Source organism: Lacihabitans lacunae (assembly GCF_042649125.1).
Classification (GTDB): domain Bacteria; phylum Bacteroidota; class Bacteroidia; order Cytophagales; family Spirosomataceae; genus Leadbetterella; species Leadbetterella lacunae.
Genome location: NZ_JBHRYQ010000001.1, coordinates 4,253,326 through 4,274,807 on the forward strand (window position 1 = coordinate 4,253,326; position 21,482 = coordinate 4,274,807).

At 37.8% G+C, this 21,482-nt stretch carries 17 protein-coding genes; 3 read left to right on the plus strand and 14 right to left on the minus strand.

The features are described from left to right. The 6 genes from ACFOOI_RS18275 to ACFOOI_RS18300 all read right to left on the minus strand — a co-directional run bounded on the left by ACFOOI_RS18275 (window position 1) and on the right by ACFOOI_RS18300 (window position 4,784). Window positions 1-390 (minus strand): VOC family protein, encoded by a 390-nt coding sequence (locus ACFOOI_RS18275; RefSeq protein WP_379839498.1) that lies wholly within the window; start codon window positions 388-390, stop codon window positions 1-3. 1 nt (window position 391) lies between these two features. Beyond that, complete coding sequence (locus ACFOOI_RS18280; RefSeq protein ID WP_379839499.1) at window positions 392-790, minus strand: lysozyme inhibitor LprI family protein; 399 nt, start codon at window positions 788-790, stop codon at window positions 392-394. Between the two features lie 165 nt (window positions 791-955). Further along, window positions 956-3,271, minus strand: coding sequence for a hypothetical protein (locus ACFOOI_RS18285; protein WP_379839500.1), 2,316 nt, complete (start codon window positions 3,269-3,271; stop codon window positions 956-958). 103 nt (window positions 3,272-3,374) lie between these two features. Further along, window positions 3,375-4,202: a mechanosensitive ion channel family protein gene (locus ACFOOI_RS18290; RefSeq protein WP_379839501.1), complete on the minus strand. Its 828-nt coding sequence runs from the start codon at window positions 4,200-4,202 to the stop codon at window positions 3,375-3,377. 50 nt (window positions 4,203-4,252) lie between these two features. After that, window positions 4,253-4,462 carry a hypothetical protein gene (locus tag ACFOOI_RS18295; RefSeq protein WP_379839502.1) on the minus strand — a complete coding sequence of 70 codons (210 nt, stop codon included), beginning with the start codon at window positions 4,460-4,462 and terminating at the stop codon, window positions 4,253-4,255. A 1-nt stretch (window position 4,463) separates the two neighbouring features. Continuing rightward, on the minus strand, window positions 4,464-4,784 hold the full coding sequence (locus ACFOOI_RS18300) for an RNA polymerase sigma factor (protein ID WP_379840230.1): 321 nt from the start codon (window positions 4,782-4,784) through the stop codon (window positions 4,464-4,466). A gap of 255 nt (window positions 4,785-5,039) precedes the next feature. Between ACFOOI_RS18300 and ACFOOI_RS18305 the strand changes: the two genes are divergently transcribed. Next, on the plus strand, window positions 5,040-6,404 hold the full coding sequence (locus ACFOOI_RS18305) for an IS110 family transposase (protein ID WP_379834224.1): 1,365 nt from the start codon (window positions 5,040-5,042) through the stop codon (window positions 6,402-6,404). On the opposite strand, the gene ACFOOI_RS18310 is transcribed toward ACFOOI_RS18305, so the two are convergent. From ACFOOI_RS18310 to ACFOOI_RS18320, 3 genes are all read right to left on the minus strand, one after another. Next, entirely contained in the window at window positions 6,344-6,682 is a 339-nt protein-coding gene (locus ACFOOI_RS18310; protein ID WP_379839504.1) for an RNA polymerase sigma factor, read from the minus strand. The genes ACFOOI_RS18305 and ACFOOI_RS18310 overlap by 61 nt on opposite strands. A gap of 217 nt (window positions 6,683-6,899) precedes the next feature. Continuing rightward, entirely contained in the window at window positions 6,900-7,799 is a 900-nt protein-coding gene (locus ACFOOI_RS18315; protein WP_379839505.1) for a mechanosensitive ion channel family protein, read from the minus strand. Between the two features lie 4 nt (window positions 7,800-7,803). Beyond that, the gene (locus tag ACFOOI_RS18320; RefSeq protein ID WP_379839506.1) at window positions 7,804-9,675 is read right to left on the minus strand and encodes a mechanosensitive ion channel domain-containing protein; all 1,872 of its coding nucleotides are present in this window, start codon (window positions 9,673-9,675) and stop codon (window positions 7,804-7,806) included. A 167-nt stretch (window positions 9,676-9,842) separates the two neighbouring features. On the opposite strand from ACFOOI_RS18320, the gene ACFOOI_RS18325 reads away from it, so the two are divergent. Then, window positions 9,843-10,736 (plus strand): hypothetical protein, encoded by an 894-nt coding sequence (locus ACFOOI_RS18325; RefSeq protein WP_379839507.1) that lies wholly within the window; start codon window positions 9,843-9,845, stop codon window positions 10,734-10,736. 171 nt (window positions 10,737-10,907) lie between these two features. Here the strand turns inward: ACFOOI_RS18325 and ACFOOI_RS18330 are convergent, their stop codons facing one another. The 5 genes from ACFOOI_RS18330 to ACFOOI_RS18350 form a co-directional block, all read right to left on the minus strand. Next, the gene (locus ACFOOI_RS18330; RefSeq protein WP_379839508.1) at window positions 10,908-12,665 is read right to left on the minus strand and encodes a hypothetical protein; all 1,758 of its coding nucleotides are present in this window, start codon (window positions 12,663-12,665) and stop codon (window positions 10,908-10,910) included. A gap of 99 nt (window positions 12,666-12,764) precedes the next feature. After that, window positions 12,765-13,910: a hypothetical protein gene (locus tag ACFOOI_RS18335; protein WP_379839510.1), complete on the minus strand. Its 1,146-nt coding sequence runs from the start codon at window positions 13,908-13,910 to the stop codon at window positions 12,765-12,767. Window positions 13,911-13,960: 50 nt separating this feature from the next. Further along, window positions 13,961-15,601, minus strand: coding sequence for a RagB/SusD family nutrient uptake outer membrane protein (locus ACFOOI_RS18340; RefSeq protein WP_379839512.1), 1,641 nt, complete (start codon window positions 15,599-15,601; stop codon window positions 13,961-13,963). Window positions 15,602-15,636: 35 nt separating this feature from the next. After that, window positions 15,637-18,867 (minus strand): SusC/RagA family TonB-linked outer membrane protein, encoded by a 3,231-nt coding sequence (locus tag ACFOOI_RS18345; protein WP_379839513.1) that lies wholly within the window; start codon window positions 18,865-18,867, stop codon window positions 15,637-15,639. A gap of 187 nt (window positions 18,868-19,054) precedes the next feature. Then, window positions 19,055-20,791, minus strand: a complete 1,737-nt coding sequence (locus tag ACFOOI_RS18350) for a tetratricopeptide repeat-containing sensor histidine kinase (protein ID WP_379839514.1) — start codon at window positions 20,789-20,791, stop codon at window positions 19,055-19,057. 36 nt (window positions 20,792-20,827) lie between these two features. On the opposite strand from ACFOOI_RS18350, the gene ACFOOI_RS18355 reads away from it, so the two are divergent. Continuing rightward, complete coding sequence (locus ACFOOI_RS18355; protein ID WP_379839515.1) at window positions 20,828-21,469, plus strand: response regulator; 642 nt, start codon at window positions 20,828-20,830, stop codon at window positions 21,467-21,469. The last annotated feature ends 13 nt before the right edge of the window (window positions 21,470-21,482 follow it).

Genomic DNA, 21,482 nt, shown 5'->3' on the forward strand with positions numbered 1-21,482 from the left:
TTAAACCGTAATCTCAATCATATTACCTTCGGGGTCAAGAACTACGCTTTCGTAGTATCCGTCGCCAGTGGTGCGGGGTTGACCTATGACTTCAAAACCGTCGTTTTGTAGGGTTTGGGTTAGTAGGTCTACTCCGGTTTTGGAGCCTACCGACACCGCAAAATGTATGATGCCTAAGTGTTGGTGGTTTTCGTCTTTTGTGGCTGATGGAATATTGGGCTTTTGCATAAGCTCAAGCCTACAGCCTGATTCGAAACTCAAAAAATACGAACTGAAGTTTTTATTCGGATTGTGGTACTTTTCGCCTGCGGTGGCATTGAAATATTTCTCATAAAAAGCCTTAGTAAGCTCTAAATCGCTCACCCAAATGGCCAAATGCTCTATTTTCATATTAGTCTTTTATTCTGATTGAACCCGAACAAACATCGCCTTCTTCTACTCCTTTTATCCAAATTTGCAAGGTTTTGACTCTGTCAAGGGTAAGTTTTTCTAAATAATCGGATTGGCACATGGGCAATACTGAGCCATAGAAACCCGGTTCAGTTTCGGGATATTTCATTTTAAGTTCGGCATCTCTAAACTTTACCCATATCCGCTGAGATTCCTTAAAACTTTGAATAAAAACACTGTCGGTTTTGTAAAGATTTAATATGGTTTTGTATGCCACGTTTAGCTCTTTGTCTGCTTTTTTATATGCATTTGCCGCAGTTTGGTTCATCTGCATTTGGGTTTGACCAAAAGACAGTGTTTTTAATAGTATCAATACTAAAAACAGGAATAGTTTTTTCATGAGCTTAGGTAAAATAGGTGTAATCGAGGTGGTAATTTAAGTAATTATTATTGCCTTTGGATTTTAATATTGCATCTATCTATGAAATGGTTTTTCTAAATCAAAAAAGCCACCCACGAAATACATCGTGAATGGCCTTGTGTTATAGGTAGGGTTAGTTTTTTTTTAGAATGGTAAACGGTATCCGGCTACAAACTGATTGTGTTTAAACAATCCACGCCCCGAAATGTCGACGTAGAATTTTCCGCCTGCTACTTTAAATAAGTTAGCACCAATCATAATATTTGAGGTTAATTTTATAACATCTTCACCTTTCTCTCCGATTTTCAAAAAACCACCACCTAAACCGATATATGGCGTAAATGAGTTAGCCTTTTTGATATTAAATTCTTTTACACCGTTTAAAAACAAACCAAACGAAGCAGGGTTTCCGAATCCAAAAAATGTTTCAGGAACTACGTAGAAACTACTTTTTAGGTATTGGTAGTGCCATCTCATACCTAAGTTTGCGGTTGGGTTGCCGCCCAAGTTAAATCCACCAAAAGCTGAAGCACCCGAATAGTTTAACTTGCTAAAGAAGCCCGTATTTTGGTTTCTTTCTGCTACTGCATTTAGTTGATCATCAGTCAGGTAGGCCGTATTAGCCGCTGGAGATTGGTTTATTACTGTAGGAGCCTGAGCCACTGCTTGTAGCGTACCATCTTCAGTTTTGATAATCGTGGTAGTTGAGCTAGTTTTTTGATCTATCAGGTTCAATTTGTTTTTGATATCTAATAAATCTCTATTTAGCTGCGACTTTATTTCGAAAACGTCATCTTTTTGATTTGACTCAATACTTCTAAGAGCAATGTTAATACTTTCTATTTTGAAGTTCAATTCCTGAATTTCCATTGAGGTTTTCATTTGATTGTTCTCAATTGTATTTTTCAAGCTTTGCATTTCGCTTTCCATTGTCATTTTGATATTGCTAATTGAGCTTCTAAACTCGGTAGGCGTTAAGCCCCAGCTTGCTACTTGTCCGTTTTGCGGGTAATTGTTGGCTTTGTTTTCTTTAACCAATACATCGTCAAGTTTTTCAACTGCCTTTTCAACTGCTTTTTTCTCGGTAGATTTTTCAATAAATTCGTCTTTGTCTCCTTTATCAATTGCGGCCTTCATTTCTTCTTCTAAGTTTGCAATTTTCAGTTCATACTCTGACTTTAGCACTTCTGTTTTTTTCTTTTCTACATTAAGTGCTTCCTCTATTCTTTCATCATAAGAAGAGTTAAGGGTCTTGTCTAGGTTTCTTGATTTTTTACCAATAACCAAGTTTGCCGTCAGTCCATACGCCCATGAAGTACTTAAATCTTCTGGTTTCTGTGAGTTTTCTAACAAGTTATTAGATGTAAGCATGGCCTTAGCAAAAGCAGAAAGCTTAAAATATTTAGAAAACGGAAGGTCAAGTCCAATACCACCACTCACAAAAGGAGAGTCTTTAAATGTACTTGCAGTAGGGGCTTGGAAACCAGTTAAGGCGTCAATTTTACCACCACCTACGTTTAAGTATGGGCTAAGTCCATTATTACTAGCTAATTTAAACTTACCTTCAATACCATAAATGGCAAGTCTTTGAACAGGCGAGAAATACTTATCTTCGTTTGCTCTCCAGTAAAATCCTCTAATGCCCACATATTGACCAAAGTTAAATCCAGACGAAACTCCAATAAACTTTGTGTTTTCAAGGCCTAAATCTTTTGCGAAGTTTATTTGACCTGTAGATATTTCTAAAGGTAAACTGATGCCATTAAATCCATTCGAAAATGTTTCCAAATACGCTTTGTCTACATCTGTAAATTCAGAAGTTCTTTTTCCTCCTAAATATAAAATCAAGGAAGCATTGTAAGACAAGTTAGTAAGTCTCGAAGGCGGGAAATCTGCGGCGGCTAAGCCATTGTTTCTTCTTTCTGAGGTATTTAATAAATTGGCTACAGGCGAGGTGTTTATGTAATTATTGTTGACACCTAAGGCTATTGTATAACGGTCTCCAGCACTAAACTGAATACCACCGCCGCCAGTAAAGTAGATGTTTTTGAAAGAGTTTGAACTATCTGTAGAGGTGGTTTGCACACCCGTTCCCACAGACAAATAAGGCACCAAAGCCTTGTTGCTTAGGTTTATTTTAAGTTCTCCTCCCCATCTTGTTATATCCACAGACTGGTCTTTGAGGTTAGCCGCATCAAATCCTAGATTTTCTAGTTTAGAGAAGTCTCTTTTGAGATTAAGCGACTGCATATAGTTGGCTTTTAATTCTACAAACTGCCCGAAGCCGAAACCTACTTTTCCACCTACAAAATATCCGTCAGAGATACCCTGCTTGTCGCTAAGTTTTTGAAACTCTGCAGTAGGAGCAAATGTGTAGCTTATGCCGTTTACTTGGGCATTAGTTTTGTATTTGGTTGATAACAAGACTGCTATCGTTAGTAAAAATGTAATTTTTTTCATTTTTTGTTGTTTAGAATTGGACAATAAATTTCCTGAGCACAATAAGAATATTGAGCGAAAACTATTGTATTAATGTGAAAATGATAGAAAAGCAGAAAGCAGTTTAAGCCTTAATGATTGTTTCTGAATTAATTAGTTTTTGGCTAGGTATTACTACAATATTTCCTCCGTCTTTTATAAATACTGAGATGTTTGTGATCTGTACAATCTCACCTTTTAGGTTACCTATTTCAATGTGTTGTCCTACTTGAAAAGTCCTTTTGTTGAAATACGAAGCTAAAATATTAGAAAGGATGTCTCTAGATGCAAATCCATATGAAATAGAGGCTGTCACTAAAATAGCACCTAAAATAAGGAGCATATTAGAAGTAATTATGCTTGTATCTATGCCTGCTTGGGCTAATGCTGTTAATACAACGACTATAAATAAAAGGTAAAACACGAATTCGCTAATAAATTTACCAGTAGCTATTCCCATGGAACTTGTAGCACCTCTGATTACGTCTCTGATAATAGAAACAATGGTGCTGCCTACAATAAAAATAACGATTGCAACAAACAATTTAGGTAAGTAAGCCATCAGTTTAGATATTTCAGTTGAAACGATAGTCCAACCTAAAGAATCAGCCGCTGAGGTGATAACCAGCAGCATAACTATCCAATATACAAACTTGCTTACTATGCCAGATGGCGTAAGTTTAATGTTTGCTTTATCTAATATTTCTTGTGCTTTGGCTTTTTGAGCCAACTTGTCAAATTGCGATATTTCTAAAAGTTTTTTTATACCTGCTGCTACAGATTTAGCAATTAACCAGCCTATTGCCAAAATTAAAATAGCACCTAAGATATAAGGTACAGATCCCATCATTTTTTGACCAAAAGCTTGTATCGAATTATAGAATAAGTTTCCCCAATTTGTAACTTCTTGCATTATGGTAATTGTTTAGTTTATATTTAAAAGAGACTTCGTTTTCAGAAAAGTCACGTTTTATCGTCTTTTTTTTCTAAAGACCCAATAAAGTCTAACTGAGTATTGGTAAATTTCATGGTAAAGAGGTCGAACATGTTGGTTATCAACTCGAACGAATCTAAATGACTAAACACCGCTTTTTTTATTTCATCAGGGGCTTGGTTAGATTCTCCCAATTCCTTGAAGAATTTTATTAAATACTCGTCTTCTTCGTTATTCATTTTAATTGCTTGTTAATATTTTTTGAATAAAGAGTTTACTTCGTTTTATTCGCATTTTTACGGCACTTTCGCCTATTTCCAGCATTTCGGTTATTTCTAATATAGATTTGCCTTCTTTATATTTCAATAGCATTACGGCTCTGTTTATTTCAGTGAGTTTTTCAAAAGCTTGGTTCAGCTTAGTATATCTTTCCTCATTAGAAATCTCAGGTTTTTCGGGTTCAGGCAAATTTTCAAACTGATCAAAATCCTCATCTGACCTGATTAGTTTTTTGTTTTTATTTAAATACTTGAGGCTTTCGTTATAGGCAATCCAGCATATAAGCCTCGCCCATTAACTTAGTATGCTAACGTGGAAGCACTTATGAAACAATTCCTTAAATTTGAAAACTCATTGCAAGGCCGATTTTTAAACTGTTGCGTAATAGCACGAGGGCAATCCTGGTTGGAGTGTGTGTCATAACTTAAGTGGCGGTTCTGTTCCGGTTACTATCAGAATACGAAACCCCGTTCAGAATATTTATTATTCCAAAAGAGCACTCCCTTTGAGTATTTTTTAAATTAAAACTCAAATTTTATGGATCAAAAAACTGAATCATTATCCATGGAAATTGTCAATCCTAATGCCGCAGGAATTGACATAGGTAGCCGCTCTCATTGGGTCTCAGTAGGTCAAAAAGAAAAAGACATCAAAGAGTTTGGTGTTTTTAATGAAGACCTTCAGTCCATTGCCGATTGGCTTGACGAAAACAAAGTAACCACTGTAGCCATGGAAAGCACGGGTACTTATTGGCAGGCACTTTATGCAGTTTTGATAAATCGCGGTTTTCAGGTGATTTTGTGTAATGGTAAATTTACCAAAAACATTAAAGGCCGTAAAACGGACATTCAAGACTGTGCTTGGATTCAAAAACTCCACAGTATTGGTCTTTTATCAGGTAGTTTTCTGCCCGATGAAGCCACCGAGCAACTACGGACTTATTGCAGACACAGAGCCAACTTACTTGACATGGCTGCAAGCACTCAAAAGAAGATGCAAAAATACCTGCGACTTCTTAATTTGAGACTGGACGTGGTAGTAAATGACATATGTGGACTTACAGGAATGGCAATAATAGAAGCAATTTGCAAAGGCGAAACAAAACCTGAAAAACTAGCAGAGCTTAGACATGGGAACTGTAGAAAATCAGAAGCTGAAATAGCTAAAGCTCTTGAAACTAATGGTAGAATGGACTATTTATTTGCTCTTCAGCAAGAACTTGATATGTATAAAATCATTCAAACAAAAATCACAGCTTGTGATACAGAAATAGAGAAAATGCTGAATAAGATTATTGATCAAGACGATAATAAAAGGCAACATTATATTGACAAAAAATCACATAAAAGGATCAATAAAAATACTCCCAAAAACATAGATTTAAACATAGTAGGCTACCAATATTTTGAAGGCGTTGACCTCATGGAAATTGAAGGTTTTTCGCATGGAACAATCCTGCATTTAATAAGTGAAGTTGGCTTAGAAGGTATAAAGAAATTCCAAACAGCCAAACAGTTTGCAAGTTGGTTAAGGTTAGCTCCCAATAATAAGAAAACTGGTGGTAAAATAATATCAAGTAAGGTTCCAAAAGGAAGTAATCGACTAAAAATAGCCTTAAGGAACGCTGCGAATGCAATTGGGAATTTAAAAGACTCAACTCCTTTAAGAGATTTTTTTCAGAGAATAAACTTTAAAAAAGGAAGAGTATCAGCAATTAGTGCTACTGCACGAAAATTGGCGGTAATAGTATGGAATATGGTAACAAAAGGTACAAGATACATAAACCCCGAAGGCTATTTGTTTTTAGATCAAAAAAGAAAGCTAGGCTTGGTCAAAAGAATTCAAAAACAAATTGATAAATTTGGATTGACAAGCGAAGACCTCGAAGTGATAATCAATTGATATTCAACGCATAAAAAAACGTTAGTCAGAATTTTATATATCCACCCAAAGAATGGAGAATCGGCTCTAAAGGTATTTAACTTAGTAAAAACTATGATAAATACATCTTGGGTTACGTCTTTAGCAGCTTCTGGATCTTTGCAAAGCAATAGGCATTTACCATATATTTTATTAATATATCTGTCATACAACTCCTCCTGACAAAGTCTTCTGTCAGTTGATTTTGTATCTAAAATTTGAGAAATAAGCTCTTCGTCCGTTTTTTCTTTAAGATCCATTTTTATGTTAAAAAACCTTCCTTATTTTGTCCGATTATTGCATATTTTAAGAAGGCTTATATTTAGAAGAGTAAGAACTTTATCAAAAGTCACTTTTTTGAATTTAAAAAAGAAAATTAAGTAGATAAAATAACCTAAAGTATTGGTACAAAAAAAGCTATTTGCTTGAAAGTATGGCAAATAGCTTAATTTATTTGGGAAGATGAGTTATTCTAAATTACTTCGAAATATTTACTTTAAATTCAGGAGCTTCTACCAAATGGAAAGTTGCCGATGCAAATTTAACTTGGTTATTTGAGCCTTCAACTTGTTCTAGTATTTTGGTAAAAAGAATGGTTTTAGTGGCCCTTCTTTTTTTATAGTTTACCACGTATCTGAGTGTAAATTCTACCCAATTGTCGTTTGCTATCAGCGATACCATAGGTTCGGTCATGGCGTCTTCGAGCATATATTTGTTTTGGAGCGACTTCCATTTATCGTGTGAAAGTTCGGTGAGGTCTCCGGCCACATCTTTGCCTATTTTTTCAAACATTTCTTTTGCCAAACTGTAGTTGCTTCCAAACTGAATCGGAATTTTTATTTCGTCCCATAGAAAAGGGAAGTCGCCCGAATAGTTAAAAACCGGTTCTTTTAAAACAAAGCTGTTGGCTACAAGCACTATTCGGCCATTATACAGGTCTCCGTCTACCCATTGGCCGGTTTCCATCACGGTGGTTCTTAGCACGCCTATGTCCATTACGTCGCCTTTTATTCCGCCTAGCTGCACACGGTCGCCAGTTTTATAAAATCCACCAAACATAATGGCCATCCACCCCGCAAACGAGGCAATAACTTCTTGCAATGCAAACGCGATGCCTGCTCCTGCCACACCCAAAGCCACTGTAAATCCGCCAAGTTTATCGCTAAATACGATGGAAATCAAAACTAGAATAAATGCATAACCTACAAAATTGCTTATTTTTTTTGCTTTATATCGGTTATCATTATCTCGTATTCGGGTAAAAATATTTTTTTGAAGGGTTTTTATTAATACTAAAATAATGGCCGCACCTATGAGGATAGTGACAATTTTGCCTACTTCGGGGTTGTATAATATCTCTTGAAATTGTTGTTCCATAGTGTTAGTCTTTTTTGATGTTTAGGTTAAATGAAGGTGCTTCGTAGTCTTTGGGTAAATATTGTGCCGGAATGGTACTCATGTTGCCATCTCTGCTTGCCCTATAATGCGGCGACAGAATCTCTATGTCGTTTTCGTTGCAGCAATCCTGAATATTTGCATGTAAATCTGAATATATTTTGGCCTGTTTGTTAGCCTCTTTAGTATACGCATTTATTTGATATGACACGTAAAAATCGTCTAATGAAGTTTGGAGTACAAACGGCGTAGGGGTTTTAAGCAAAAACTCGGTACGTCCAGCTGCATCTATAAGCGTTTGGTGTACTTTTTTCCAAGGAACATCATAACCAAGGGTAATTGTGGTGTGCAAAATAAGACCATTGTCTACGGTGTCGCTGCTATAATTAATGGTATGGCTGCTCATAACGGTAGAGTTTGGAATAGAAATTATTTCGTTTTTGGTGGTTCTAATCCGAGTTACTAAGAGCGATTTTTCTATTATATCGCCTGTCACGTCGCCAATTTTCACGCGGTCGCCAATTTTGAACAAACGCATATAAGTTAACACTAAACCTGTAATAATATTAGAGAGTGAACCCGAAGAACCAAATGTAAACAATACTCCTAAAAACACTGAAACTCCTTGAAAAATAGGGGAGTCACTACCTGGGAGATAAGGGAAAATTAACACAAACATAAACGCATAAAGCAAAACTTTCAGAATTTGGTACGTAGGGTTAGCCCAGTCTGGATAAAACCCGCTGATCTTAAGATTTCCACGCTGGATCTCAGTTTTTAAATAAAAAACGCCTTTTAAAATATATCTAAAAACAAACACTACCGTGAGTACAGTAAAAAGGTTCGGCAAATAATCCCAAACGCCTCTTCCCATCTTCTTTAATGGGTTAATGATGTATCCAATTAAGGTTTCGGCGAAGTTTTTTGTCCAAGGGAAAAAACCGAAAAGTATAGGCAAAGCTAGATAAATAAATAGCAAAATGATGATCCATTTTAAAAATGAATTGATGGAGACAAAAAAGTTTATCTGTTTTTGGGTGTCTAAAAGTGTATAGTTCTTTATGTTAAATCCTTTAAGCTTGTCTCCCTTATTTTGTCTTATGAGGGCTTCTGACCAGTTAAAGAGCTTAGAAATATAAAATATCAAAACTCCCATAAAAACCAAAACTAACAGAGCGAGCCCTATTTTTTTGGCGAGGGTTTCTAGGCTGGTTTCGTTTTGGAAATTAATTATGGCGTCTCCAATTATCTTTTTATAGGTTTTGGCAAGTTCGGTTTTGGTGGTGTTATTCCAAATTGCATCATTTTCGGAGATACTCATCAATATGTTGTCTCCCATAACGAGGTCAGTGGTAGTTTCGTTTTCAATCACCTTGATTGAGTCAGCCTTGAAACCAAACTGATCCGATATTTTAGCGATACGATTTGTGATTACACTTGCTCTTTCGCGGGCCGAAAAACTACCGTGGTTGCTATAAATGGCAAAAAGCGTATCACTAAACATCCCCATCACGGGGAATGATTTGGCCGTAGAGCGTAATGCGTCTATGCGAAGCTTTTTCTCTGCTAATCTAAATTTTTCTTTGTCATTTAGCGACTCAAGTTTACTCTGTAATTCTTCCTTTTTTAAGTTATCTGTAGTTTTTAATCGCATCAGTTGAGCTTCTAGATTGGCTCTCCTTAGGGAATCAGACTGCCGTTGCTTTTCTATTTCAGATATTTTTTTGTTGTATTCACTTAATAGAATGGTGTTTAGAGAGTCGGTGTGTTTTTTGGTAGTATCTGATTGGGCTACAAGCAATTGTGGTAAAAATAGGAAGCTTAAAAACAGCGTGAATAGTAAGCCAGTTTTTCTCATATTTTGAATAGGTTAAGTATAATCCGTTCAATTTAGTTATTTAATAAAATAAAGAATAATCTTTCTAATATTTAATTTAGTGTTAGATTTATTATGCTTTTGGAGGTGTTGTATTTTTTTTGAAAAATAAATAAGTGACTTTTTAAAAGCATAAGGCTCTTTATATTATGAAAAAGTTAGTCCTTGTTTTGATTTTTATATGTGGAGCGGTTTCTTCCTATTTTGCATTTTTATATTTTCCTAAGCTTTCAGAAACAATTACAAATAAAGCAGACCGCAATAAATACGATTCTGTACGTGTGTTTAGGCCAATTGCCCAAAATCAAGAAAAAAAGTATGTCTTTCCAGCAAGGTTCAATACCCCCGAAATCGCTGTTTTTATTCCACGGTCTTTTATAGAGGAGATCGCCATAGGCAACGGCGATTTTGTTAAAAAAGGGGAAACTATCTTAAGTATATTGGTGCCCTCAGACTCTAGTCAATCAGACTTTACGAAACGCAGGGTGATAAAAGCACCGGCAGACGGATATGTAAAAATTGGCGACTTAAGAGTTGGAGCGATGGTCGGCAATACCAAAATAAGTGTGAAGTCAATCAATAAACTTTCGGTTTCTACTCAAATACCATTTGCTGTATTTTCCACAATAAAAGATGGAATTTCAGAAGTGAAATTTGAGTGTCCGCTATTGCCGGATTTAAACTTGCAAGGCAAAATGGAAAGCTCACGAACAGTGAAACAAAACGGTCTGCCATTTATGGAAGTTACTTACGGTGTTAATTCTCCTTCAGAAATGCCTTATGACGAAATCAGTTTATTTTTCAGTAAGACCTTAATTACCAGTACCAAATATACTTTGGAGCACTCTGCTGTTATAAAAGATGGCAATCGAACGTATATCAAAAAATTGGTAAATGGCACCGTCATGATGGTTGATGTTCGATTATTAAAAGACAATCAAACCAATTATTTGGTAGAGGGTGATTTGTCAGGAACAGATATGATTTTGAAATACCCAAATGCCGATGCAAACACGGGGAAATTTAAGATTCCGAGGTTTTAAACCGATTTATGCAATAGAAAACCTAATACGTCCTTAAATTGCTGCAAATCAGTACTTATACCCCCTTAAATTTAATTACCATAGCGGTGCTATGCTAATTAAATTTAAGTGTCTGATTTATTGCAATTTAAGCTCTCATAACGAAGTCCTAATGCATAAACCGGGTTTAAGTTACTTTTTCTCAACCACCAAATACACGCTTCCCCAAGCTGGTACGGTTACTTTTATGCCGTTTTTAGATACGGCAGATTTCGCTTTAAGTGTTGCGTAGTCGCTTGGGCCACCCACCAAATTCCCTTTCGGTCCTGATCCATTCACGATAACTTTTCGTGAGAAATCTCCGTTGTCTGTATCGCCTTTTAGCGAATACCAATAAAATCGCTCGCCGGCATTAAAGTTTGTAGTTTTTATCTCCACGTTTTGTGCTTGGCCCGAAGGGTTAATTAAAGTAACATTAAGCTCACCCGAACTGTAAGAAGAAGAATAGGCCACAAGCGTAGAAGCCAAGTTATTGGCGGTTGAAACTACGGTATTGGGAATCATTCGGTCTCCAATATTTTTCTGAAAATAATACATGTGATAAAACGAAGGCCTTGGATTCATTTTTGGATCATCGGGGCTACCACCGTCGCTAAAAAGTCCGTGGTCGTTTCCATTGTCCCAACCGTTATATAAGTCCCAGCGGGCAGACATTCCGTATTTATTTTTGATAGATTCGGCCTGCATAATCACCGCAAAAAGCCCGCTGACGTTAGAGACCTGCTGCTTTTGGTCTTTGGCCCACATGTTCCATTCGCTAAAAGCAAAGGGCTTTGGTTCGCCTCCATTATTCATAACTTCGTTGCTTACAAAGTCTATCATTTTTTTAGGAAGCTCTTTGGCGGCATTGATTATAACCGGGGCACTCGAGTTTTCGTTATATGGCGTTACATAGTTATGCACAATATAAAAGTCAGCTTTATTTGCTAGTTCTGGTATTAAGGTGGCATTCCAGGTTTGGGTGGTCATCACCTGCCACGACTGCGTCGGAGACTCTTGCAACACGGCTCCTATTTTTATTTTTACACCTAGTTCTGCAGCGGCTTTACGCATAGAATCTGCGAAAACCTTAAAATGTTTCGCATATATTTTTCCGGTGAGATATTCGGCTTGGCCATCTTGATTTTTGGTAGTGTCTATTCGGTATCCAGTTTCCCAGTCGGCGTAGTTTTCATTTCCTATTTCCCAATATTCGGTTCGACCTTTGTCGTGGCGTACCCAGTCTGCAGCGAGTTTGGCGGCTGTAGCTACGGGATCTTTACTGGTGCCGTAGCGAGCAAAGCCGTAATTTATACAAATGCTGCCTTTGCTATTGGTTAGCTTTAATAAGTCGTAGTAGTTTTCAAGTGATGCACGCCAATTGTCATTGGTTTTTCCGAAGAAAAACTTAGTGTCTACTTTCACGCCCGATTTGTCCATGAACTGGTCGGGTATTCCCCAAGTTTTCAAATAATCCGGCGATGGCGTTTGTCTGTTGCCATTTTGAAAGGGGGCGGCGTTCCAAAAATACACATTGCTGCCACTGCCTGCAGGCCAGCGTATTATGTTTGGCGTCAGATTTTTCACATCCGTAATTAAGCTCGGGCTATCAACAAAAGTACCCATCCAAGTATTGGCGTTATGGCCAAACATGGGCGAAGGTATCTTGGTGATAATTTCAGAAGCATCTACAGTAACCGTATTTGTGGTTACCGTAGGTGCTATTTCCTCTATAAAACTCGGGGCTATAAAATTCTTCGGTTGCCAATTATCTAAATAAAAGCCTTGGGTCAATGCTACTTTGGGGTCATTTACGGGCTTTACCTCTACAAGTGTATCACTTTTTATGGGGTCTGCTAAGCCAATGGCGGCTTTGGAGCAAGACGAAAAAGTAATTATTGAAGAAAACAAAAAAAGGTGCTTAAAGGAAGAGTTCATAAATTTCAAGTAACTGATATAAAGTTTTTTTTATGTCAAAGGGCGGCAGTTTATCGACGCCCTTTTTTTATGTTATTTAATAAACATGACATCGTCAAAGTATAACGTCTCGGTCTTATCAGGTCCTTTTACTCTCCATCCCAATTGTTTCAATACTGTGCCAGGGTACCAAAAATCTAAGTCTTTTACGGGTATTTTATAATAATTCCAAACATTAGCGGCTACGTCTATTTTGTTTTTATCGTCAAAGTTTCCAAATCCAATTTTAGAGGCATCTGACTGAATCCAAAGCGAAAGCGGCACACTTCCACCTTTTATGGCAAAGGTGATGTATTTGTAATTTGCGTTATATTCTACCGATGGCCACCAGTTTGAGAAGGCTGCCAAATGCCAGTTTCCGCCAGCGAATGTTTTAGCCAAAGAGGTTTCACCTGCGTATTTTTGGTCTTTTGAAATAATCAATGGATCTCCCCACGAGTTATTTGCGAAGTCTTTTGCAAAATCTTCATCAAAGATTACGAAGGCATTGTCGGCATTTACGAACTCATATGAGTTGGTTGTAAAAGTACCACTTGAGTTAATAATGTCAATTGTAGACTGATTAAGCGTGGTGGCAGGAAACTTCAGGGTCATGGTCTCATTTCCAACTTTGTCTTTGGTTTTGGCCACAATGCTAATTTCAGTGGTGGTGCCGGTAAATACAACTTTGCTCACGTCAGCAAAATTCTTTCCTTTTAAAGTGATGTTTCCTCTGTTTTTACCAAAAGTGATTTTATCTGTTTCATATACAGCGGCTTTGGCTATGATTTTGAAATCAAAAGTTGCTTCACCGTGTGAAGTGATAATCCGCAGTTTATTTTCTGCGGTATTATCAGTCGGTGCCTCACTGGGTACTCTAATTATCAGTGAGTTGTCGGTATTGTAGGTTGGGTTAAATGCGGTATTGTAGCCATTAAAATGGACTTCTAAAGCCCCACCAATGTTTTGCCCTTCTATGGCAATTAGCTTGTAAGGTTCTGCACCCACTATGCTGCTATCTCTGTGGTTTTTGATTGTGTCGAGTATATAGACTTTGCTAATGATAGGTGTGCCCGTGCTAAACGCGGGAGTGCCTGAGTAGTCTTTTTCACAAGAGGAGAATACCGCACTGAGCAGTATGATAGCCAAGGCCGAGATTCCTACAAGCTTTTTATTAAATAGATATGTTATATTTTTCATTAGTACGTTTTTTTAGCTTAAATGCAATCAGTTTTTTTTTGGGGGAATAATCAATTGAATTTATAAGGCAAAGGCTCTTTCAAGAGGTTAGGGGCTTGAGCAGTTTCGGTGTCAGGAATCGGCAAATAAAATGCTGTAGATACCAATTTAAATTTATCTGGATTTCTATTAATAAATATAAATTCACGTTTTTTAGCCGGAGTGCCCGTTCCTGGCTTAATTCTAATCGTATAGTTTCCTCTTATTTGGTTTTCTATAATGCTTACCACTTTTGCTGGCTTGTAATAATAAAGTCTTACCAGATCATACCACGCATCTCCTTCTACAGCAAACTCGTAGCGTCTTTCTCTTAACATGTCGTCAATAGTAAAACTGGTTACAGGTGATAGGGTAGCCCTAGTTCTAATGGCGTTGAAATACTTAAGTGCTTCGGGGTCTGAGGTGCTCGCACTATTTCCTAGAATAGCCTCGGCATAAATTAAATATACATCTGCTAGTCTTTGAATATAGCTATTGTTTGGTGCGTTTTGTTGTTGGCCAAGACCGCCGTTATCGTCTGGAGTACCCACTATATATTTTTTAAAGTGTGCCATAGTTTCCCAAGCATCATCAGCAGGGATCGGCTCTTTCCAGCCTCCTTTGGCTTTTATTAGTTCGGGATAATGGTCTCCCGGAAGCATAAATGTGGCTTTTCTTCGAACAGAATCCGCAGGGTCAGCATTTACTAAATAGTCGTAGGAAGCTCCGTTTCCGCCTCCCCATCCGTCTTGAAAGCCGGTTAGCTGGCTATTTGCTGCAAACTGAGACTGAAATTGGTTTCCTGAACCATAGCCGCCATTGCTAACCCATAATAGCCCAAAAAGTTGTTCAGGGTTATTGTTGTTTTTGGTTAAAAATAAATCCGGATAGTTAGGCATAAGTTGATACGTACTATTTTGGATTACATCTTTTGCATAAAATTTGGCACTGTCTAAATCTGCTTGGTTTCGTTGGCCATTGGTAGAGCCATAGCCCGCATGTGTTAGATATATTCTGGCTAACATACCTTTTGCCGAATATGAATTTAAACGACCAGAACCTGAAGGCGTAACTGCAGGAAGCAGGTTTTTGGCAGCTTGCAAGTCCCGAATGATAAACTGATACACGGTTTCTACGGTGTTTCTTCTTAGTGTAGTGTCGGCTCCTTGTTTTAGATTGTCAGTAATGATGGGTACTGGACCCCAGTTTTGAACCAAATACGAATACGCCACTGCTCTCATGTAACGGGCTTCGCCTATAGCTCTATTTTTTGCTGCTTCAGTTACTGCTGGTTTTGCGTAGGTGTTTACATTGTAAATCAATACGTTAGACTGAGCCACAATAGTAAAAAATGAGTTCCAAGAGTTTTTTAAATCCGTGTTTGTGTTCGAAACATTGAATTGGTAAAACTGCTGCCAATTGGCATTATATGGACTAATCATGTTTCCGGCACGGCCATCGCCAAAGGCCAAAAGTGCCTGTCCGTTTGAGCCAAACCAAACTTTGTTATAAAGTCCAGCAGTACCTGCCAATAATTCGGCATCGGTGTTAAAAAAATTGGGAGCTGTAAGGCTTCCTTGAGGAGGAGTATCCAAAAAATCGGGATTACATGCGGTAAAACCTATAGCTGTTAAGGCTATAAGAAGGAAGGTATATATCGAATATTTTTTCATAGTATTTAATGTTTTTTTTGCTTGCATTGGGTGACTTATAATTCAAATGAAGCTGAGAACGTGTACATTCTTGAAGAAGGGTAACGGCCGTTGTCAAAACCAGGTACGCCCGCTGAAATTCCCACTTCAGGGTCATATCCTGTATATTTTGTAAACGTAAGAGCGTTTTGGATACCGCCATTAAATCGCAATCCGTTTATTGGTAAAAATTTCTTCAACATGGCTTTAGGCACATTATACGTAAGTTGAATGTTTTTCACTCTCAAGTATGAACCATCTTCCACAAACTGGTCTGTAGCTCTTCCACTATTTCCATAGCTAGAATATGCGATTCTTGGCACAGTGGTTCCAGGATTTAAAAGAGTAAGGTTTTCATCTAAAACATTACTCGAGGGTATCGCAAAATTTGCTGCTTCTTTGTATGCACCGTGTATGTAGTTTCTAAAGGCACTGTTGTCAAATTTCAATTGGTTAAAAATTTGATTTCCATAAACCCCTTGCATAAATATAGACAAGTCGAAGCTCTTGTAGGTTAAGCTATTGGTAAAGCCAAAGGTGAACTTAGGCCAAGGGTTGCCTATAAACGTTCTGTCTTTGTCGTCAATAACTTGTACGTTCTTACCTAGTACGGGGTCGTAATATTCAGTTTTATCTAGGTTTACATATTTGATGTCACCTACCCACGCTTGGCCTGGTGCTATGTGCACATTTGTTGGCAATGCGGCCGTGGTTAGGTCTTTGTAGTCTTCTATAAGACCGTCAGCTTGGTATCCGTAAAACTGGAACAATGGCTGACCTACTATAGAGCGAGAGATTACCCTACTAAACCACGGGAACCTGTCTATAATTGCACGGTCAGTGTTCAGTTTTAATAGTTTATTACGGTCAAAGGACATGTTTAGGCCACTTCTCCAGGTAACGCCATTGGCATTGCTGGCTTTAAGTGGAATAGTGTTTATCGAAAATCCGATGCCTTTATTTTGCATATCGCCGATGTTTACCACAGGAGCACCTATGCCACCTTGGCCAGAAGTACCAGCATAGGCAGGTAATGGCAAGTCTGTAATTAGATCAGATGTTCTTCTTAAATATGCATCAAAAACTAATTGGATTCTGTCTTTTAATAGATTCATATCAAAACCTACGTTATAGGTTCGTGTATTTTCCCATTTGATATCTGGATTGGGGAATTTTCCGGCTAAAAATCCTTGGCCTGACTGCGTAGCTACTGTGCTTAATGGTGCGTAGGTGTTTTTGCCCCAATATTGGTTTCCTGTAGTACCCAATTCAACTCTGATTTTTAAGTCATTGATTAACGTTTGGTTTGCCATGAAAGGCTCTTTGGTTACACGCCAAGCGGCTGATGCCGAAGGGAAATATCCCCACCTGTTATTTGGCCCAAAATATGAAGAAGCATCTGCTCTAAATGTACCTTGGAAAATATATTTATCATCAAAAACATAACCCACTCTTCCAAAATACGACTCTTGTGAGTTGTCGTCTCTATTGCTGCCACTAAGCGAAGTTTTTGGGTCACCTAGGCTAAGTTCCGAAAGGGCATTGTTTGTAAAACCCGTAACTCTTCCTGACAGCGTTTCATAAAATCCGTACTGTGCCTCGTGGCCAACAGTCACATTAATGTTGTGTTTTTCAAAAAGTCTTTTTGAGTAGTTTACACGTTGATTGGCACTCCAATAATAGTTATTGCCGGCATATCTTTCTGAAACAGAAACTGGGTTAACTGCACCAAGTGTGATGGCATTGCCTCCAAAAGAATAGGAAGGTCTAAAAATAGCCCGGGTATCATTTCCGAAGTTTCCGTTAAATTCACCATGGAAGGTAAAGTCTTTAAGGAATGTCAGATCACCGTACATAGTACCAAAAACAGTGTTTCTTTTAAAATCATTGGTGTTGGTATAAGCCAAAGCCACAGGGTTGGTTATCTGTGCCGAATATTTACCTGGTACCACGTCTTGCGGACCGCCAAAAGAGCCGTCAGGGTTATAAACCGGAGCATTAGGCGACTGCTGAATGGCTGTACTGATTACATTGTCTTCATTGATAGAGAGCTTCTCTGCTGTACCAGAAACCGATAAGTTGGTTCCTATTTTTAAGTAGCTGCGTACTTTGCTTTCCACATTCATTCTGATTGATTTTCGTTTAAAACCAGAGTTTGGAGCTATACCGTCTTGGTTCATCAATTCGGCAGAGATATAATAGGTGGTGCGTTCGGTTCCGCCACTTAGCGATAGCTGTTGTTTTTTCATGGCAGCAGTTTTAAACAAGGCCGACTGCCAGTTGGTGCCTTCTCCCAATATTTCGGGGTTAGAAAACTCGAAGTTAAAACCAGAGCCTACCTCTTTGGCCCAGGCATTGCTATATCTCGCATATTCGCGGAGGTTCATCATTGGTAGTTGCTTCGGTAGTGACTGAAAGTTGTACATCGACGTAAAACTTATTTTAGACTCTCCTGCTTTTCCTTTTTTGGTTGTCACCACGATTACACCGTTGGCGGCTTTTGAACCATAGATAGACTGAGCAGCTGGACCGCTCAATACGTTCATAGACTCTATGTCGTCGGGGTTAATACTCGAAATAATATTTGACTGACCGTCAGAACCTATGCCTTGTGAATTAGCGTCTTGTGGGATAATCTGCACACCGTCAATTACATACATGGGCTGGGTGTTTCCGTTAATAGTAGATAGACCTCTGATATAAACTGCTGCAGCTCCACCCGGCTTACCCGAGTTAGAGGCCACATATACGTTAGGGGCACGCCCTTGAAGTGCCTGGTCCAAGGTGGTGTTTACTGTCCTATTAAGTTCGGTTTCGCCTATGTTTGTTTGAGCACCAGAAAGCAAACGCTTGCTTGTGCTTCCATAACCTACTACCACCATTTCATCGAGAGCGTTTAGGCTTTCGATGATGGTAATGGTAATGTACGTTTGGTTTTTAATTTGGACTTCTTGCTTATCATACCCAATAGATGAAATAATTAAAGTTGCTGTGTTTGGTGCCTCTATGTTAAACTCACCAGATGCATTGGTAACTGTACCCGTTTTGGAGTTTTTAATGACCACACTTACGCCGGGTACCACCTCCCCATTTTCTCCAATTACTTTTCCGCGTATTTTTGAAGCCTTCTGGGCTTGTAGTTCATTAGAAAAGAGCAATAAAATGGAAATAAAAAAGAGGGGATAAAAAAGCTTCATACAGCTAATACATGTAGGTCTTATCCTACTCAATTGTAGATTTTTAGGCATAGTTTTGAAAAAAATAAGGTTGAATAAATGCTGTCTAAAAGCTAACGGAGTTGTTTTAACTTGTCATCATTATGCAAATTTAACTTTCTTTTATCCTATTTATGTCAGTAGATTCCCCCAAATAAAAAACTCAGGGTTTACCCTGAGTTTTTTCAATTCTTTAATAAATGTTTGTACAGAAATACCCTTATTTGAGTGGAATAGAAACTGTAACGCTGGTTCCTGCGGTGGGGTCTGTATGTAAGTTTAAGGTGCCTTGTAGATAATTTACCCTCGATTTTATGTTGTGCCAGCCGCTACTTGCTGTTTTTGTTTTTCTTTCATCAAAGCCTACTCCGTCGTCTTCTACTGTTAGATTTAGGCTTTCCGAGGTAAACATTATTTGTATCAAAATCTCATTTGCAGATGCGTGTTTAAGTGAGTTAGTGAGCAATTCCTGCACTATTCTATAAATCATCAGGTTTTCGTTCATGTTTAACTTCACTATGTCACCAAAATACTGAAACACAATGGCCGGTTTTTGATGGTTATATTTTGACACAAAATCTTCGATGGCCTTTATTAATCCAAAATTAGTGAGGGTGTTGGGCTGAAGGTTAGACGATATATTTCGTACCTCAGAGCAGGCTTCGTCTATCATTTTCAGCGAGCTTTCGAGCGAGGTACCTTTTCCCATCAATATTTTGGTTCGGGAAAGCATAGTCCCGAGTCCGTCGTGTAGTTCTTGGGCTATACGGATACGCTCCAGTTCTTGGCCTTTAATCAAGGCATTGAGAGTTTCTATTTGGTTGTTTTTAGTAGCTTCGGCTACTTTAAGGGTATTAATCCTTTTTCGGTTAATGTAGGCTATGGTAAGTAAAATCATGATTAGCATCGAAAAAATCAATATTCCGATATACATTTCCTGCCTTATTTTTAGCTTTTCTATTTCTATGTCAGACAGTTTTTTTTCGAGTTCTATTTTCGAAACTATCATCTTTTGCTTTTCCAGAAGATTGTACTCGCTAAATGACCGCAGGTCGCTCTCTATTTTCGAATTATAAATAAAATCGTTATGCTTATGCGATATCAAGAGATATTCGTAAGCCTTTAAGTAGTTTTTAGTCTTAAAATAATGGTTTTGAATATCATAATACACCTCTTTTTTTAACTGATATAAGTTGGTGTTTTTATCTATAATATTCATTGCCTCAAAGAGGGCCTTTATTCGTAAGTCATCTTGTTTTAGGTTTTCGTAGCACTTGGCTTTATAATAATAAGCAAGGGCTTCTATCCAGCCTATTTTGAGGTCTTTGCCTATTTTTCTACTTATTTCGGCATTATCTATGGCTTCTTTATATTTGCCCAATCGAACATAATAGTCAGCATATGAAGAGTGTATTCTGCCATTAAAGTCTTGGCTTTTAACCTCCAAGTTGAGTTTTATAGCTTTTAGCAAAAGTTTCTCTACAGGGGCAAAATTGTTTTCATGGATATGTATGTTGGTTAAGTTAATCAAATGCCCGATTTCACTTTCTGGTTTGTGTATTTTTTCGAAATAATCGACGGCACTTTGTATGTACTCTTCGGCATATTTTTTTATGAAATTTCGGTCCATAAAATAAGAGCCGATAGCTCCTTTTACATCATAAAAATTTGAAGAATCTTTGATTGCCTGAAAGCACTCCATACTTTTTCGGAGATTGGTCAGCGGCGAATCGTTTAAACTATTAGCATTTTCCTCGTTTTTGGCATACGCCCAATAGGCAAATGCCAAACCAAGCGTATCTTTTTTTTCTTGGTAATGCTGAACCATTTCTTCTAACTGGGCTCTGCTGTATATCTTATCAATATTGGGATATTGAGTTTGTCCAAAACAATTTTGAATCGCAAAATAAGCCAAGAAAATGAGGGATAGTTTTATGTTTTTACCTTTATTTGTCATATTCTTTTGGTCGATATTTTTTAATTATAGCCACTTATGATTCGTGTTTTGTTAGTTGATGATCACAAAATTTTTACCGAGGGTGTAGCTTCAATCCTTTGTCACGAGCCCGACTTAGAAATAGTGGGGGAGTGCCAAAAGGCCGAACAAGTTAAACATTTTTTGGAAACAAACGAGATAGATGTGGTTTTGTTAGACATTAACCTAGGTGAGGAAAGCGGCCTCGATGTCTGCAAATATATAGTGGAAAAATATCCGAAAGTACGTGTTTTGGCGATGTCTATGTATAACGACGAGAGTTTTATAACGCGTATGCTCAAAAATGGAGCCTCGGGTTATATACTTAAAAACACAGGAGCCGATGAGGTGATTAATGCCATTCGGACGGTATACAAAGGCGAGAGTTATCACTGTAAAGAAATCACGGATATTATAATGCGTGGGCTTTCTCGTCAAAAAACACAAGAGTTAAATCTTTATCAGCTGCGAATAACACGGAGAGAAAAAGAAGTTTTGGCATTAATAGCCAAGGGCAAAACCTCCAAAGAAATGGCACAGGAACTTTTTATCAGTGAAAAAACCGTAGAAACACACAGAAGTAATCTACTTTCAAAATTTGATGTAAAAAATATGGTGAGTCTACTCAAAATAGCGATTGAATACGGCTATGTAAGTTAAGTTTTATTTAAAG

Coding starts and splice junctions, on each gene's coding strand:
- ACFOOI_RS18275 (WP_379839498.1), bottom strand. CDS start 390: ATGAAAATAGAGCATTTGGCCATTTGGGTGAGCGATTTAGAGCTTACT.
- ACFOOI_RS18280 (WP_379839499.1), bottom strand. CDS start 790: ATGAAAAAACTATTCCTGTTTTTAGTATTGATACTATTAAAAACACTG.
- ACFOOI_RS18285 (WP_379839500.1), bottom strand. CDS start 3,271: ATGAAAAAAATTACATTTTTACTAACGATAGCAGTCTTGTTATCAACC.
- ACFOOI_RS18290 (WP_379839501.1), bottom strand. CDS start 4,202: ATGCAAGAAGTTACAAATTGGGGAAACTTATTCTATAATTCGATACAA.
- ACFOOI_RS18295 (WP_379839502.1), bottom strand. CDS start 4,462: ATGAATAACGAAGAAGACGAGTATTTAATAAAATTCTTCAAGGAATTG.
- ACFOOI_RS18305 (WP_379834224.1), top strand. CDS start 5,040: ATGGATCAAAAAACTGAATCATTATCCATGGAAATTGTCAATCCTAAT.
- ACFOOI_RS18310 (WP_379839504.1), bottom strand. CDS start 6,682: ATGGATCTTAAAGAAAAAACGGACGAAGAGCTTATTTCTCAAATTTTA.
- ACFOOI_RS18315 (WP_379839505.1), bottom strand. CDS start 7,799: ATGGAACAACAATTTCAAGAGATATTATACAACCCCGAAGTAGGCAAA.
- ACFOOI_RS18320 (WP_379839506.1), bottom strand. CDS start 9,675: ATGAGAAAAACTGGCTTACTATTCACGCTGTTTTTAAGCTTCCTATTT.
- ACFOOI_RS18325 (WP_379839507.1), top strand. CDS start 9,843: ATGAAAAAGTTAGTCCTTGTTTTGATTTTTATATGTGGAGCGGTTTCT.
- ACFOOI_RS18335 (WP_379839510.1), bottom strand. CDS start 13,910: ATGAAAAATATAACATATCTATTTAATAAAAAGCTTGTAGGAATCTCG.
- ACFOOI_RS18340 (WP_379839512.1), bottom strand. CDS start 15,601: ATGAAAAAATATTCGATATATACCTTCCTTCTTATAGCCTTAACAGCT.
- ACFOOI_RS18345 (WP_379839513.1), bottom strand. CDS start 18,867: ATGCCTAAAAATCTACAATTGAGTAGGATAAGACCTACATGTATTAGC.
- ACFOOI_RS18350 (WP_379839514.1), bottom strand. CDS start 20,791: ATGACAAATAAAGGTAAAAACATAAAACTATCCCTCATTTTCTTGGCT.
- ACFOOI_RS18355 (WP_379839515.1), top strand. CDS start 20,828: ATGATTCGTGTTTTGTTAGTTGATGATCACAAAATTTTTACCGAGGGT.